This window comes from Cutibacterium sp. 37298 (assembly GCF_023838685.1).
Classification (GTDB): Bacteria; Actinomycetota; Actinomycetes; order Propionibacteriales; family Propionibacteriaceae; genus Cutibacterium; species Cutibacterium acnes.
This window is the reverse complement of sequence record NZ_JAJNRJ010000001.1, coordinates 156,651-171,086: the sequence shown is the minus strand read 5'-3', so window position 1 is coordinate 171,086 and position 14,436 is coordinate 156,651. Positions and strand designations below refer to the sequence as shown.

13 protein-coding genes, 1 tRNA gene and 2 pseudogenes are annotated in these 14,436 nt (G+C 60.1%); 2 read left to right on the top strand and 14 right to left on the bottom strand.

Annotated elements, in window-relative coordinates:
* Positions 1-99 precede the first annotated feature (99 nt).
* Positions 100-1,971 carry a glycoside hydrolase family 3 protein gene (locus tag LRP59_RS00845; protein ID WP_002533018.1) on the top strand — a complete coding sequence of 624 codons (1,872 nt, stop codon included), beginning with the start codon at positions 100-102 and terminating at the stop codon, positions 1,969-1,971.
* Between the two features lie 12 nt (positions 1,972-1,983).
* Here the strand turns inward: LRP59_RS00845 and LRP59_RS00840 are convergent, their stop codons facing one another.
* From LRP59_RS00840 to rpmB, 5 genes are all read right to left on the bottom strand, one after another.
* Positions 1,984-2,349, bottom strand: coding sequence for an FKBP-type peptidyl-prolyl cis-trans isomerase (locus LRP59_RS00840; RefSeq protein ID WP_002531744.1), 366 nt, complete (start codon positions 2,347-2,349; stop codon positions 1,984-1,986).
* Between the two features lie 77 nt (positions 2,350-2,426).
* Positions 2,427-2,597, bottom strand: a complete 171-nt coding sequence (rpmF, locus tag LRP59_RS00835; RefSeq protein ID WP_002514596.1) for a 50S ribosomal protein L32 — start codon at positions 2,595-2,597, stop codon at positions 2,427-2,429.
* A gap of 4 nt (positions 2,598-2,601) precedes the next feature.
* Positions 2,602-2,907 (bottom strand): 30S ribosomal protein S14, encoded by a 306-nt coding sequence (rpsN, locus tag LRP59_RS00830; protein ID WP_002514595.1) that lies wholly within the window; start codon positions 2,905-2,907, stop codon positions 2,602-2,604.
* The gene (rpmG, locus tag LRP59_RS00825) at positions 2,907-3,077 is read right to left on the bottom strand and encodes a 50S ribosomal protein L33 (RefSeq protein WP_002514594.1); all 171 of its coding nucleotides are present in this window, start codon (positions 3,075-3,077) and stop codon (positions 2,907-2,909) included. The genes rpsN and rpmG overlap by 1 nt, the downstream gene beginning before the upstream one ends.
* Entirely contained in the window at positions 3,077-3,313 is a 237-nt protein-coding gene (gene rpmB / locus LRP59_RS00820) for a 50S ribosomal protein L28 (protein WP_002514593.1), read from the bottom strand. Before rpmB ends, rpmG begins: the two co-directional genes overlap by 1 nt.
* A gap of 96 nt (positions 3,314-3,409) precedes the next feature.
* On the opposite strand from rpmB, the gene LRP59_RS00815 reads away from it, so the two are divergent.
* Complete coding sequence (locus tag LRP59_RS00815; protein WP_002514592.1) at positions 3,410-3,655, top strand: type B 50S ribosomal protein L31; 246 nt, start codon at positions 3,410-3,412, stop codon at positions 3,653-3,655.
* Positions 3,656-3,882: 227 nt separating this feature from the next.
* Here the strand turns inward: LRP59_RS00815 and LRP59_RS00810 are convergent.
* The 9 genes and pseudogenes from LRP59_RS00810 to LRP59_RS00770 all read right to left on the bottom strand — a co-directional run bounded on the left by LRP59_RS00810 (position 3,883) and on the right by LRP59_RS00770 (position 14,256).
* Positions 3,883-4,945: pseudogene (locus LRP59_RS00810) on the bottom strand (ABC transporter ATP-binding protein).
* Positions 4,935-5,938: pseudogene (locus LRP59_RS00805) on the bottom strand (ABC transporter ATP-binding protein). Before LRP59_RS00805 ends, LRP59_RS00810 begins: the two co-directional pseudogenes overlap by 11 nt.
* Before the next feature lie 45 nt (positions 5,939-5,983).
* Complete coding sequence (locus LRP59_RS00800) at positions 5,984-6,901, bottom strand: ABC transporter permease (RefSeq protein WP_187361758.1); 918 nt, start codon at positions 6,899-6,901, stop codon at positions 5,984-5,986.
* A 46-nt stretch (positions 6,902-6,947) separates the two neighbouring features.
* Positions 6,948-7,871 carry an ABC transporter permease gene (locus tag LRP59_RS00795; RefSeq protein ID WP_002514586.1) on the bottom strand — a complete coding sequence of 308 codons (924 nt, stop codon included), beginning with the start codon at positions 7,869-7,871 and terminating at the stop codon, positions 6,948-6,950.
* Positions 7,872-7,943: 72 nt separating this feature from the next.
* Entirely contained in the window at positions 7,944-9,611 is a 1,668-nt protein-coding gene (locus LRP59_RS00790) for an ABC transporter substrate-binding protein (protein ID WP_002514585.1), read from the bottom strand.
* Positions 9,612-9,910: 299 nt separating this feature from the next.
* A complete protein-coding gene (locus tag LRP59_RS00785) occupies positions 9,911-10,450 on the bottom strand; it encodes a type 1 glutamine amidotransferase domain-containing protein (protein WP_002514584.1) in 540 nt (179 codons plus the stop codon).
* Between the two features lie 211 nt (positions 10,451-10,661).
* Positions 10,662-10,738 (bottom strand) — tRNA-Pro (locus tag LRP59_RS00780).
* Positions 10,739-10,817: 79 nt separating this feature from the next.
* Positions 10,818-11,732, bottom strand: coding sequence for a metallophosphoesterase (locus LRP59_RS00775; protein ID WP_002520755.1), 915 nt, complete (start codon positions 11,730-11,732; stop codon positions 10,818-10,820).
* A 1-nt stretch (position 11,733) separates the two neighbouring features.
* Positions 11,734-14,256, bottom strand: a complete 2,523-nt coding sequence (locus tag LRP59_RS00770; RefSeq protein WP_002514582.1) for a transglycosylase domain-containing protein — start codon at positions 14,254-14,256, stop codon at positions 11,734-11,736.
* Between the last annotated feature and the right edge of the window lie 180 nt (positions 14,257-14,436).

Genomic DNA, 14,436 nt, shown 5'->3' with positions numbered 1-14,436 from the left:
ATGCGAACCGACCTGCTTAGACTGGTCAGCCTCAGCCGTTGGCACAACTCCAGACGAGAACACAACATGAGGAGAAGTACCGTGAAACGACGCACTGTCATGGCCGCCGCGGCTGGAGCCTTTGCGGCATCAGCCCTTCCGCTGTCGCGAGCGGCAGCGGATGACACCCGGTCTCAGCTCGCCTCCATGACCTTGGACCAGAGGATCGGTCAAGTGCTATGGACCCATGTCTTCGGTGCCAGCGCTGACGACGCTTCAATGGCGAGGAAGAATCAGCTGGCCTTTGGCGATGACGTCCGCACTCCGGCCCAGGCCGTGCAGAAGTACCACCTTGGCGGGGTGCTGTACTTCAACTGGTCCGGTAACATCTCGACGCCCGCGAATCCGGCCGCCGTCGCCCACCTTTCCAACGGCCTGCAAGAGGCGGCGAGGACGTCGTCGACGGCGCCGTTGGCCATCGCTGTCGATCAGGAGGGCGGTATCGTCGCGCGGATTACCTCCCCGGCCACCGAATTTCCAGGGAATATGGCGCTGGGTGCTGTCAATGACCCGCGCGCTGCGCGTGCCCAAGGCGCGGTGCTCGGTCGCGAGCTGGCTGCCCTGGGCATTAACGTGGACTTCGCCCCGGACGTTGACGTCAACACTAACCCAGCCAATCCCGTAATCGGGGTGAGGTCCATGGGGGACGATCCGGTGCGCGTCGGGGTACTCGGCGTCGAGCAGATTCGCGGCATTCAATCCAGAGGGGTTGCGGCCACCGCCAAGCATTTCCCAGGTCATGGTGATACCCAGATCGACTCCCATCTTGGTCTTCCGGTCGTGGAGTACGGTCGCACTACCCTGGAGCGTCACCTGGTGCCCTTCCGCATGGCGATCAGCGCGGAAGTGGACATGATCATGACAGCCCACATCATCGTTAAGACCTTGGACCCGACGATGCCGGCCACCCTGTCGAAGAAAGTGCTTACTGGCCTGCTGCGCGAACAGATGGGGTATCGCGGCATCATCACCACCGACGCCCTGGACATGGAGGGCGCCCAGCTTGCGGTCATGACCGAGGACGAGAAGGGCACGTATACCAGGCTCAAGGCTGCTGCCGACGCCGAGGGCAATGACCCCACGGCGGCCGATGAGGGGCATGCGAGTGCCGAGTTCAACGCCTTTATGAAACCGATCCGGGGGCGTGTTGCGGTGCAGGCTTTCGAAGCCGGATCCGACATTTTGCTGAACCCCCATGACGCTGATGCCGTCGTCACAGCGATGCGGAGGGCTATCGCGGACGGTCGGGTTAGCGAGCGGCGTCTCGACGAATCGGTGCTGCGCATCCTCGCTTGGAAGCGGCGTCGCTGCATTACGGGCAGGCCGGTTGACCTCGCGGCGGCCGATCGTGAGGTACGATCTGGCCGCAAGGTTGCTGACAACATCGCTGCCAGGTCGGTGACGATGCTGGTCAATGACGGCACTCTGCCGCTCAAGCCGTCACGGGTGCTCGTCACCGGAACACGTCGGGGTAATCCGGAGTACCTCGTCGAGCCGTTGCGCTTGGCCGGATTCACCCCGATTCTTGTTCCGTCAACCGGACAGGAACCGACGACAGCCGATGTCGAGAAAGCGGTGACTGTCGGTGTTGATGCCGTCATCGTGGTCACGCACGGGTTGAAACGTGGAGATGCCCAGGACGCCATGGTTAAGGCTCTGGCGCGGACCGGGAAGCCGGTCGTGGAGATTATGACAGGGACCCCGTACGACGTGGCGATGACTCATCGCCCGCATGCCGCGCTAGCTGTCTACTCCAACCGCAAGGTGAGCATGGTTGCGGCTGTCGCGATGATGGCTGGACGAAACCCGGTGGGGCGACTTCCGGTACGGGTGCCCGACCCGAACAGAGGCACAGCTTTTCCGCGCGGTTTCGGGCTCAGCTACCGCGCGACGCCCGGACCCTATGAGGGCCCGGGCGCGAAGACTGCTTGAGCGGGGGTCACGTCAGATGATGTTGACAAGGTCGCAGACGAAGACCAGCGTCTCACCGCCAGCGATCACACCGGAGATTCCTTGCGGACCGTAAGCAAGGTGGTGGGGGATGACGAGTTTGCGTCGTCCACCGACCTTCATACCTTGGACACCTTCATCCCACCCGGGGATCACCTGGCCAGCCCCTAGTTGGAAGGTCAGCGGCTCACCGCGGTTCCAGGAAGAATCGAACTCACGACCATTGCTTAAGGCCACGCCGACGTAGTGCACTTCGACGAGGTTGCCAGCGGACGCTTCAGGGCCGTCGCCGATGGTGATGTCCTCAACGACGAGGTCGTCGGGGGCGGAATCGGGCAGGGTCACTTCGGGCTTGCTCATGACGACAACCCTACGGGATCGACGCGTTTTGGTAATGAGCCTGAGCAGTCATGCTGGACCGCCCAGGCTCCCAGGGTTCAGTCCTCGACGTCGATCAGCCCAGAGTGGTAGGCCTTGACCAGATTTCGCGGGACGCGCAGGACCTTGCCCTCAACGCGGATCTCAACCAACTGTGTTGGCGTGGTCTTCCACTGGGCCCGCCTATGACGCGTGGTCGAACGGGACTTCTTTCGCTTCGGTACTGCCATGGCTTCACCAGCTTGACTTCGCGATTCCGGGGAGTTCGCCGCGGTGGGCCATCTCACGGAAACGGATACGGGACACACCGGCCTTGCCAACGTAGCCGCGGGGACGCCCGTCGACTTGGTCACGGTTACGTAACCGCACGGGGGATGAATCGCGCGGCAGGCGAGACAGCTTACGCGATGCCTCCATGCGTTCGTCCAATGAGGCAGTTGGGCACTTCATGATGGCCTTGAGTTCGGCGCGCCTTTCGGCGTATTGGGCTACGAGCTTCTCACGTTTCTTCTGGGCGACAATCTTGGACTTTTTGGCCATTAGCGGGCCTCCTTGAACTCAACGTGACGACGCACGATGGGATCGAATTTTTTGAGGACGAGACGATCCGGGGTATTGCGTCGGTTTTTACGGGTGACGTAGGTGTAACCGGTTCCAGCTGTCGACCGTAGCTTGATGATTGGGCGCAGCTGTGTGGTCTTTTTGGCCATTAGATTTTCTCTCCTCGTGTGAGCATCTCGGCGACGACAATGTCTACGCCGCGGCGATCGATCTCCTTGATTGCTTTGGGGGTCAGAGTCAGGGTGACTTTTCTACCCAACGAGGGCACCCAGTAGCGCTTCTTTTGGATATTGGGGTTCCAGCGGCGTTTGGTGTGACGTTGGGAGTGCGAGACGTTGTTGCCGAATTCTGGCTTGGTGCCGCGGACCTGACAGCGTCGTGACATGGGTATCTCCTACCATGGGTTGCATATGAGAATCATTATTATATACTGACGACGACGAGATGCGAACTCGTCGTACGCACAGCTGGAGGGACACTGATGAAGCAAGGCATCCACCCCGACTACCACCCGGTGGTCTTCAGAGACATCTCGGCGGACACGGCTTTTCTGACGAGGTCAACGGTCACCAGTTCCGCCGAGATCAAGTGGCAGGACGGCAATACTTACCCCGTCATCGACGTCGACATCACCTCGGCCAGCCACCCGTTCTATACAGGCAAGGCCAAGATTGTCGACACCGCCGGACGAGTTGAGAAGTTCAACCGGCGTTACGGCAAGAAATGAGACATCGGGATGGCATACGCGTCTCTCGTTGGATACGACGGGCTGAGGGGGTGATTTATTGACGTGGTGACGACGCAGGAAGACCTGGACTCGATTGACAATGAAGAGTGTGCCGTTGTCGATCGACATGCCGACTGATCCCTGGCATCGTCCAGTCCCTGGATGCAGCACCCGCCACGTGGACTGTGGTGGGTGCTTGTGTTCTCAGTGAGGCGTTGGTACCGATGTCAGCTCTCCTTGCGAGAGACGGGGCTGATGTCGTCCGAGGCCTTCTCGAAGATCTCGGCAAAGTGACACCGGCAAGCATGTTCGCCGTGGCCGTCGGCGTGCATCGTCAGGGTGGTCTCCTTTTCCGAGCACAACGGTTGCGCCCGCCAGCACCTGGTGTGAAAGCGACACCCGGAGGGCGGATTTGCCGGGGAGGGCACATCGCCATGTAGCAGGATCTGGTGACGCATACCTCGCGCCGAGGGATCGGACACCGGCACCGCCGAGAGCAGGGCCTGGGTATACGGGTGAGTGGAACGTTCGTAGATCTGCTCCTCGTCACCAATCTCCATGATCCTCCCGAGGTACATGACGGCCACACGATCGGAGATGTGGCGCACCACCGACAGGTCGTGGGCGATGAAGATGTACGCCATCCCCAGTTCCCGCTGCAATTTCTGTAGCAGGTTGACGACCTGAGCCTGCACCGAAACATCCAGCGCTGACACCGGCTCATCGCACACCAGCACCTTGGGATTCAGGGCAATGCCGCGGGCGATTCCGATGCGCTGGCGCTGGCCGCCGGAGAACTCGTGCGGGTAGCGGTTGATGTGCTCCGGGTTAAGCCCGACGAGGTCGAGCAACTCTTTGACCCGCTCGGTTCGCTTGCGACGCGGTACAGCGTCAGGATGGATTCGGAACGCTTCACCGACGATGTCCCCCCACCGTCATACGCGGATCCAACGAGGTATACGGGTCTTGAAAGACGATCTGAATGTCACGACGCAGTTTGCGCATCGCCGATCCCGTGAGATTCGTCACGTCGCGTCCCTCGAAGGTGATCGTGCCCGACGTCGGCGGCTCGAGGTTTACCAGCAGACGCCCCAGCGTGGACTTGCCGCACCCAGACTCTCCGACGACACCGAGTGTCTCGCCAGGATAGAGGTTGAAACTGACCCCGTCGACAGCCTTGACGTAGCCGACGGTATGGCGCACCACGCCGGATTTGAGCGGGTAATGCTTGGTGAGGTCACGTACCGACAAAATGGGTTTAGCTTTGTCGGCTGTGGTCTTAACGGTCACGACGGAGGACCTCCTCGGTGTGGTGGCAGGCGGCCCAGCGTCCGGGCTCGACTTCGACGAACTGGGGAGCGCCGCCGACGCGGCATTCCTCGGTAGCCCAGCGGCAGCGCGGGTGGAAGGAGCACCCTGATGGCAGGTTCGTTAGGGATGGCGGCAGACCGCCGATGGCGTATAGCTCGTGTCCCTTTTGGTCCAGGCGCGGGATGGAATCCAGCAGGCCGACGGTATACGGGTGGGCAGGGTTGTCGTAGAGACGACGGACGTCAGCGTGCTCGACGAACCGACCGCAGTACATGACCGCGATGTCGTCGGCCACGTCGGCTACCACCCAAAGGTCGTGGGTGAGATGAGAATCAGCCCCATGCCGGACTCCTCCTGGAGCTCCTTGAGCAGGGTCATGATCTGGGCTTGAACGGTGACGTCGAGGGCCGTCGTCGGCTCGTCGGCGATGAGCACCCAGGGGTTGAGCGCGATCGCTATTGCAATCATGATGCGCTGACGCATACCGCCAGAGAACTGGTGCGGGTAGTTGGTGGCACGTTCCTTGGCAGCGGGAATATGCACCCTCTCCATGAGGCGGATCGCCTCAGACATCGAATCAGAGCGGTTCATACCGCGGTGAACACGGAACATTTCGGCGATCTGCCATCCGACCGGGAATACCGGGTTCAGCGACGACAACGCGTCCTGGAAGATCATCGAGATGTGCTCGCCACGGATCTGACGACGTTTCTTCTCCGGCATCGTCAGCAGGTCTACCCCGCAGTACTCAATCCGCCCGCCAGTGATCTGGGCTGGAGGGGATTCGAGGATGCCCATAATTGCCTGTGCAGTCACCGATTTACCCGACCCTGATTCACCGAGAATGGCGAGGGTTTCGCGTTCAGACAAGGTGAAGCTCGTCCCGTTGATGGCCTTGGCTACCCCGTCACGGGTGCGGAACTCCACGTGCAGGTCGTCGACTTTAAGGAGCAGCCCGTCAACCGGTTCCATGTGAAGACGAGCGCTCGTGAGTGTCTTTCGCGCCATGTCGAAACCTCAGTGCTGTTTGGGGTCGAAGGCGTCCTGTGCCGCCTCGCCAAGGAAGATGAACGCCAGCACCGCCAGAGACAGGAATAGTGACGGGAACAGCAGCATGAACGGTGCCGACCGGACGTATCCCAACCCGGAGGCGTCAGAAATCGACACACCCCACGAGATGGCTGGTTCTTGCAGGCCGATGCCCAGATAGCTCAGTGTCGCCTCGATGGCGATGTAAGCACTCAGATTGATGGTGGCCACTACGATTGCCGGGGCGACGGCATTGGGCAGGATGTGCGAGCGGATGATTCGCCACGACGACGCCCCGAGCGCGCGAGCTGCCTGTACGTAGTCGTGTGGTAGTACCTGAAGCACCGACGACCTCATAAGTCGTGCGATGGACGGCCAACCGAGGATGATGATCGCCCCCACCACTTTGAGCACCATGACGAGATACGGGGTGCCAGGCTCGTTGGGAAAGGTGTACAAAATGATGATGCCGCCGAGCAGCAGCGGGATGGCGTAGAAAACGTCGCCGGTTCGGCTCAGCAGGGTGTCGAGCCAGCCGCCGCGGAAGCCCGCAACCAGACCGATGAAGGCACCGAGAATGGTCGTTCCCAAGGTGGCGAGGACGCCGACAAGGATCGACGATCTGGCCCCGTACACCGTCCGGGAGTACACGTCACACCCCTGGATATCGGTACCAAACCAGTGTACCGCCGAAGGGATGTGCCGGGCCGCTGACAGGTTGCAGTCGGTGGGGTCCTTCGAGGTGAAGATAGCCGGGACGGCCGCCATGACCAGAAAGACGACGATAAGAGTCACCGATATCCAGAACAGGGGGTTGCGTTCAAGGGAATCCCAGGCGTCATTCCACACCGAGCGCGGCTTGGAGTTGCCCAGTACATCGTTCTCGCCGGGCGTGGGATCGGCCATGGCCTCAGGACCGCTAGAGCCGAGCGGGGAAAGGTTCGTACGTGATTCAGTCATGGCTAATCCTCGGGTCGAGTACCCCGTATAGCAGGTCGACGAGGAGGTTTGCGAGCAGATATACCAACACGAGGCAGGTCACCGCACCGACCACCGAGACATCGTCGCGTTGGTTGATCGACCGGTAGACGTAATTGCCGATCCCGTCGATGTTGAAGATGCGCTCGGTGACGATGGCACCACCCATAAGGGCACCGAAGTCATACCCGATGAAGGTGATCACGGGGATGAGGGAGTTGCGCAGGGTGTGCACAGTCACGATCCGTGACGGCGACATGCCCTTAGCCTTGGCGGTGCGCACGTAGTCGGCTCGCTGGTTTTCCAGCAGGTTCGACCTTGTCAGGCGGGCCACGTAGGCCACTGACAACGCTCCCAGCACGAGTCCTGGCAGGACGAGTGCTCCCCATGAGCCGTCCCCGGCTGTCACCGGGAACCAGCCCAGCCGCAAACCGAAGACAAGCTGTGCCAGCGAACCGATGACGAAGATCGGGATTGAGATGACGATAAGCGAGGACACCAGGACGAAGTAGTCGATGAACTTGCCGCGTCGCACACCTGCCCACACACCGGCGAGGATGCCAATGACGATCTCAACGAGCAGGGCGATGACCGCCAGCTTGATCGTTACCGGGTAGCGGGCACCAAGCTCTGAGACGACGGTGTTGCCGTAATAGTCGACGCCGAGGTTTCCGTGCAACAGTTTCTCCAAGTACAGGCCGTACTGGACGAGTAGTGGTTTGTCGAGGTTGTACTCGGCCCGGAATGCCGCCACGTAGGCGGGCGGGCAAGGGCGTTCACCGCATCGTCCGGCCGTGGGATCACCGGGCAAGGCAAAGACTAGACAGAAAATGATGAACGTCGTCCCGATGAGCACTGGGATCATCTGGAGGATGCGTCTGACGATGTATCTGAACATGGTGTTCCTCACGACACCGTCGGTCCGTCGAAACTAATTCGGCGGACCGACGGGTGCGTCATCACGGATGAATCACTTCACGCTGACCGACTGGAAATCGATTGTGCCGAATGGAGTGAGCTTGACATTGGCGACCTTGTTTGACCACGCGAATGGGGTCGAGGTCGTCCACAGCGGGATGTTGGGTGGGTCCGCCACCAGCATCTTCTCGGCCTCCTGGTACAGCTTGTTGGCTTCCCCAGTGTTAGTAGCGGCAGCGGCGTCCGCGAGCTTGGCGTCGAAGGCCTTGTTCGAGTAGTCGTTGTCGTTGCTTGAGGCGCCGGTGGCGTACATCGGGGTCAAGAAGTTCTCGATGGAGGGGTAATCCATCTGCCATCCGGCGCGGAAGAAGCCCTGGAGCTGGCGCTTGGTGATCATGTCGCGCAGGGTCTTGAAGTCCGGGGTGACCTTGAGCTGGCACTTGAGGCCAAGGTCGTTCTTCCAGCCGTTGCAGATCGCCTGAGACCATGCCTTGTGGTCGCCATCACCGTTGACCGCAATGGTCAGGGTGCCCTTGTACCCACCGGACTTCTTGTACAGCTCGACGGCTTTGTCCTTGTCGTACTTGCACATCTGGCCACATTGGTCTTTCTTGTACCCGTCGACGACGGGGGAGACCCAGCCATCAGCGGGGGTTCGGGAGCCAGCGAAAATCTGCTTCGTGATGGTCTCGCGGTCGATGTCCATGCCAAGGGCCTTAACTAGGTCCTTGTTGCTGGCCAGCTGCTTGTCCTTGCCGGAGTAGGTCAGTGTCTGGTTGATGCCCGACTGACGGATGGCCCAGCGGCCAGACAGGTCACTCTTCCACTGGTCGTTGGTGAGCTGGTCGGTCGGGACGAGGTCGTTGATGTCGAGGTTGTTGGCGACCGTGTCGTTGTAGGCCGGACTGGCGTCGTTGTAGATCTTGAAGGTGACCTTGTCGACGTGGCCTTGGTACGCCCCGGCGTAGTTCTCATTCTTGGCGACGGTGATCGCGGTGGCGGTGTTGTCGGTGACCTTGTATGGCCCGGCGCCGATTGGCATCTTCTCCCACTTCTTGTTGGTCGGATCCTTGAGGAAGGCATCCGGCAGTGGGGCGAAGGCGGTGTAGCCCAAACGTACCTTGAGGTTAGAGACCTTTTCGGTGGTTTTGATGGTGAAGGTGTGGTCGTCAACGACTTTGAGGCCGCTCATGGTCTTGACCTTGGGCTTGGTTTTACAAGCTTCGTCACCACACTGTTCGTCGGCGTACCCCTCGATCGGCTCGAAGAAGTAGCCGGACTGCTGGGCATTGGGGCCGTAGGCGGCCCAGTTCCAACCGGCGACGAAATTCTGAGCCTTGACCTTGGTGCCGTCGGAGAACTTGTATCCCGGCTTGATCTTGACGGTGAAGTTCTGGTTGTCCTTGGTCTCGATGGACTGGGCGATGTCCATCTCCGGCTTGGCGGTGTCAGGGTTGTAATGGATAAGGCGGGCTGTGACGGCGTCGAGGACATTTCCGCCGCAGGTCTCGTTGGTGTTGGACGGAATGAGCGGGTTCTGTGGGGTACAGCCGCGAACGGTGATTGATCCGCCGTCTTTGGCCGGGGCGCTGTTATTGCTGCCGCCGGCGGCTGACGATCCGGCAGCCGAGTCATCCTTGGCCGCGACATCCTCGCCGCAGGCTGACAGCGTCATCAAACCTGCGAGGGACAGCGCAATGAGTGGCCTCATGTGACGCATGGTGTCTCCTTCTCACGTCACGTCGGCATCCAACCGACGGTTTCGGGGCACCATGCCATCGCGAAGCGTCATTCGTCAGCCGTTTCGTAAGGCTGGTACAAGATCGTGACCATATTGAAACATGTGTATAATTATTCGATTGGGTGGACGTCAGTCTCACGATGTGGAGATATCTGGGGTAGTCCACCGCGTCATCGCAGGCTTTAGGGGTTTCGGAACACAGATCGTCGTGCCCTTGGACATACGCAAAGGGACCCACACCTGCAGATGCGAGTCCCTTTCTTCTGAAGTTGTGTGAATCAGGAGATCTCGTCGACCAGAGCCTTAGCGAAGGCGGGTAGATCGTTGGGGTTGCGCGAGGTAAGTAGTACCCAGCCGTTGCCGGGGCAACGGAAAAGTTCCTTGTCTACCCAGGAAACTCCGGCATTTTCAAGGTCCGGTCGAATGGAGATATAGGAGGTCATCGTCTTGCCTTTGGCAACGTCGGCGTCAATCAGTACCCACGGTCCGTGACAGATAGCCCCGACTGGCTTGCCAGCAGTTGCGAACTCCTTGACCAGGCGGCGTCCGTCCTCGTCAATACGCAAGGTATCCGCATTGACGGTGCCACCGGGGATGACGAGCAAGTCGTAATCGGAAGCCTTGGCGTCGGCAAGCCTGGAATCAGCGTTCACCTTGGACGCCCAATCCTTGTCGCCGGTGACGGTTTGAATGGACTCGCCGCTGTTGGAGGCGACGGTTACCTCGATGCCGGCCTTCTTGAGGGCGTTGAGGGGCTCGACGAGCTCGGCCTCCTCGACTCCGAAGTCGGTGACGGCGATAAGTGCGCGTGCAGCCACGGTGGTTCCTCCTTCAATCGCTTTCAGTGGTGGAACAAGACCAAAGGCTGAAGTATTCCGATTTCGGCACAGTGGAGCCTCCCCGGCCACCACACTGTTGCTGCGGCAGGGCCCACAGTGTGAGATCACGGCCAGAATAGGCCCATTGAGAGGTGATACAAGATCAGGGTGAGTCCCCAAAGCTGACGAAATCTGTCAACTGAAGAATGGATGGTCGGGGTGACAGGATTTGAACCTGCGACCTCTTCGTCCCGAACGAAGCGCGCTACCAAACTGCGCCACACCCCGCGACCACGGTCATCTTTCCCATTGGAATGGCCGACGCATACTTTAACCCAGCTTGGTCGAAAGCGCCAAGCTGGCCCTGTCAGGGTCGGGGAACGAGGGTAAGCAGGGTGGCCTCCGGCCGGCAGAAAGTCCGGTACGGAGCGAAGGGGGAGCATCCCAATCCGGCCGACACGTGCAGCCACCCGGTGTGTCCGCCGCGGCCGTGCTGAGACAGCCCTTTGGCGCGTTCAGTGTCTAAATCACAGTTGGTGATAATGGCTCCGGTGAAGGGCAGGCATACCTGTCCGCCATGAGTGTGACCCGCGAAAACGATGTCCGTACCATCGCTAACCATGGCGTCGAGAATCTTGAGATACGGGGCATGGGTGACGCCGATATTGAGGTCCGCCTCGCCGTCAGGTGGGCCAGCCACCTCCTCGTAATGGTCGCGGTCGTGATGGGCGTCGTCAGTACCGCGCAAAGTCAACCGGTGACCGGCCACCTCCAGCGTTTCGGACTTGTCGTTGAGGTCGAGCCATCCCGCAGAGGTGAAAGCCTGACGAAGTTCCTCATGGGGAAGCTCTGGCACTGGTTCGGTGGCTTGCTGAGAGTGTCCCCATAGGAGGTACGAGAACGGGTTCTTGAACTTTGGTACCAGGTAGTCATTGGACCCAAAGACGAATGTCCCAGGCCGCTGTAGCAGCCCCGACATGTCGTCGAGAAGTGGCTGGAGCGAGTCGGCCGAGCAAAAGTTGTCGCCGGTGTTGATGACAAGGTCAGGATTGAGAGCGTCGAGTTGACGAATGAACCGCCGCTTGGTCTCCTGGCGGGCTAGCAGATGTAAGTCCGACATATGCAGTATGCGCAACGGTGAGCTGCCGGGCTTTAATACCGGCACCTCGACGTGACGCACCACAAATCGATGCGCTTCGATTACACCGTAGGCCAGACCTGCAACGCCGACCCCAATAACGCTAGCGACCGCTGTGAAGCCCGTCTTCATGGCGGCTCTCATGTCAGCGAGGTCCCGTCGTTCCGGGCGGGTTCTGTTGACCACCTCCGGTGTTACCCCCGTAATCGCCGCCATTATTACCCTCGGTGCCGCCATTATTACCCGCGGTATTATCGCCGGGTGGGTTGTTCTGCTGGCCACCGGGCTGCTCATTGCCGGGGTTGTTTGGCTGGTTTTGTGGCGGCTGCGGAGGGGCGTAGGTCGGTTTAGGGGCTGGCTTCGGGCCCTTCGATATTTTGAGGGTGACGGCGGCTCCGGCGTGGGCTGACCCCTCGGGATCCGTGCCGAGGTAGGTACCGGGCTCTGAGTCGTCCCATACATGCCACACTTTGGTGCGGAATCCCGCCTTAAGAATGGCAGCTTTGGCCTGGGGATAGGTCATCCCGTCAGTGCTGGGAATCTTGATGAGCTTGCCGTAGCGCACCTCGTCGGTGGGAGCTACGAACTCTGTCTTGGGCTTGCCTTGGAGGGCGCCGGCCATCGCCGCACGGTAGATCTTGCCGGCGTCGCTACCACCAGAACCGTTGAGGTAGACCCCGGTAGAGGTCCGGATGCCCTTGATCGAGCGGGACTTATCGCCACGGAAGTAGGAGTTTCCACCATCGGCAGCGATCATCGCTACACCGGCAGCCTGCGGGGTATACCCGTCGAACCAGGCAGCCTCATGGGCGTCGGTGGTACCTGTCTTGCCGGCCTGCGGATAACCACCTGGAATCCTCGCGGGCATACCCGTGGCGTCCATGACACCTGAAAGCACCGAGTTAACGCCGTCAGCAACCTTCTGCGGCATGACTCGCTTGCAATTGCCGGTCGGGACCTTAAGAGGTGAACCATCGCGATTCTTAACCGACGTGAGAATAATGGGGTCGCACTGAATCCCACGTGAGGCGAAGGACGCATAGGACGAAGCCATGGACAGTGGGGACACATAAGCAGTACCGAGGGTAAACGATGGCACCTTCTGGAAGGTCTTGACGATGTCCTTACCGCTAGAGAGTTTCACGCCACTGTCCTGAGCCATTTTGGTGACCCCGCACATACCGACGTCCTGCTCTAGCTGGACAAAGTAGGTGTTAACCGACCACGCGGCCGCCTCACGCAAGCCGATGTTCCACGAGTGTCCGGTTGAGTTGCGCACCCGGAACGGCCCCGACTTAAAGGTGCCCTTACAGCTGGTGAACTTTTCGCCGGTGAAGTCCATGGGAGAGGATGCGGTGTAATGCTTGCTCATGGGTATGCCCTTGGCAATGGCCGCAGCCGTCGTGAAGGCCTTGAAAGTCGACCCTGCCTGGAAACCAGTGGCTCCGCCCATTGAGGCCGGTGCCATGTAGTTGTAGTAGGTTTGCCCGGGCTTGTCGCCCATGATGGGACGAGACTGTGCCATCGCCATGAGCAAGCCGGTGCCCGGCTGGACGATGGCTGTTCCGGCAAGAACTGGGTCCTTGGGCCCGACGACGTTCGAGACGGCGTTCTGGGCGGCATCCTGAACCTTTGGGTCAATACTCGTCTGGATTGTCAATCCACCACGCTTGACCATCTTGGCCCGCTCCTCGGGGTTCTTGCCCAGACTCGGCATCTGCAACAAGCTGCGATACGCGTAGTCGCAGATGAACGGGTACTTCGATGAGATGCAGCCGTTTTTCGGATAAAAGACCTTCGACTTGTCGAAGACGGTCGCCTCGGCCTTCCGAGCTTGGTCAGCGCTGATGAGGTTAAGTTGGGCCATACGTGCCAGCACGATATTGCGGCGGTTCATGGCTGCCTCTGGGTGGTTTACTGGGTCGTAGGCGACCGGGTTCTGTACCAGGCCAGCTAGCATCGCCGACTGGGCGAGGTCAAGGTTGGCGGCTGTGGTCCCAAAGTAGTGATGAGCTGCAGACTCGACGCCGTAGGCACCGTCACCGAAATAGGCGATATTGAGGTAGCGCTCCAGGATCTGCTTCTTAGAGAGCTTCTTCTCCATAGCCACCGCATAGCGCAACTCTTGTATCTTTCGGGTGATCGTCGGCTCCTGGGCGGCTTGCACGCCCTCCTCATTGCCCGCAGCTACGGCAGCCTCGATACGGATCTGCTTGACGTACTGCTGGGTCAGAGTTGATCCGCCCTGCCGGGCTGATCCGGCGATGTTTGTCGCTAGGGCGCGAGCGGTGCCTTTGAGGTCGATCGCACCATGGGAGAAGAATCGGTTGTCCTCGATAGCGACCTGGGCCGTTTGCATCTGCTTGGAGATCTTTGACAACGGAACGTATTCGCGGTTCTCGTCGTAGAAGGTGGCTAGTACCGATCCATCGGCCATCAGAATGTGGGACTTTTGAGCCTGCGGTGTGCTCATCAATTCGGGAGGTAGGTCCTCCATGCTACTGGCAACCATCTTGGCCGTTCCGCCGGTTAAAGCCGCCAGGGGCACAACGAATCCAGCCATTAGCAGTCCGGTCAGGATACTTACGATTCCGAACATGGCCAGGGGGTAGAGCTTGCCGTGCCTGTCTGAGCGCATGTACCCAAGAATACGTGAGGCTTCAGACATACCCGAGTTACCTGGGTCAGCGGCAAGTCTTTCCTGGGTTTACTCCCTGTTCCTACTATCGTGGCAATCGCGCCTGACAGCCTTTGCGTCACGGCGTCACGCAATAGACTGTGGCGCTCCCGTGTACGGCGGGGTCGCCGTACTGTCGCCGGTTAGACTTTGGTGTCCGAACCTGGCAGG

Bases quoted from the DNA above. Each gene is read 5' to 3' on its own strand.
- LRP59_RS00775 (WP_002520755.1), bottom strand. From the start codon at position 11,732: ATGAGAGCCGCCATGAAGACGGGCTTCACAGCGGTCGCTAGCGTTATT.
- LRP59_RS00795 (WP_002514586.1), bottom strand. From the start codon at position 7,871: ATGTTCAGATACATCGTCAGACGCATCCTCCAGATGATCCCAGTGCTC.
- rpsN (WP_002514595.1), bottom strand. From the start codon at position 2,907: ATGGCCAAAAAGTCCAAGATTGTCGCCCAGAAGAAACGTGAGAAGCTC.
- LRP59_RS00770 (WP_002514582.1), bottom strand. From the start codon at position 14,256: ATGTCTGAAGCCTCACGTATTCTTGGGTACATGCGCTCAGACAGGCAC.
- LRP59_RS00840 (WP_002531744.1), bottom strand. From the start codon at position 2,349: ATGAGCAAGCCCGAAGTGACCCTGCCCGATTCCGCCCCCGACGACCTC.
- LRP59_RS00845 (WP_002533018.1), top strand. From the start codon at position 100: ATGGCCGCCGCGGCTGGAGCCTTTGCGGCATCAGCCCTTCCGCTGTCG.
- rpmB (WP_002514593.1), bottom strand. From the start codon at position 3,313: ATGTCACGACGCTGTCAGGTCCGCGGCACCAAGCCAGAATTCGGCAAC.
- LRP59_RS00800 (WP_187361758.1), bottom strand. From the start codon at position 6,901: ATGGCCGATCCCACGCCCGGCGAGAACGATGTACTGGGCAACTCCAAG.
- rpmG (WP_002514594.1), bottom strand. From the start codon at position 3,077: ATGGCCAAAAAGACCACACAGCTGCGCCCAATCATCAAGCTACGGTCG.
- LRP59_RS00815 (WP_002514592.1), top strand. From the start codon at position 3,410: ATGAAGCAAGGCATCCACCCCGACTACCACCCGGTGGTCTTCAGAGAC.
- LRP59_RS00790 (WP_002514585.1), bottom strand. From the start codon at position 9,611: ATGCGTCACATGAGGCCACTCATTGCGCTGTCCCTCGCAGGTTTGATG.
- rpmF (WP_002514596.1), bottom strand. From the start codon at position 2,597: ATGGCAGTACCGAAGCGAAAGAAGTCCCGTTCGACCACGCGTCATAGG.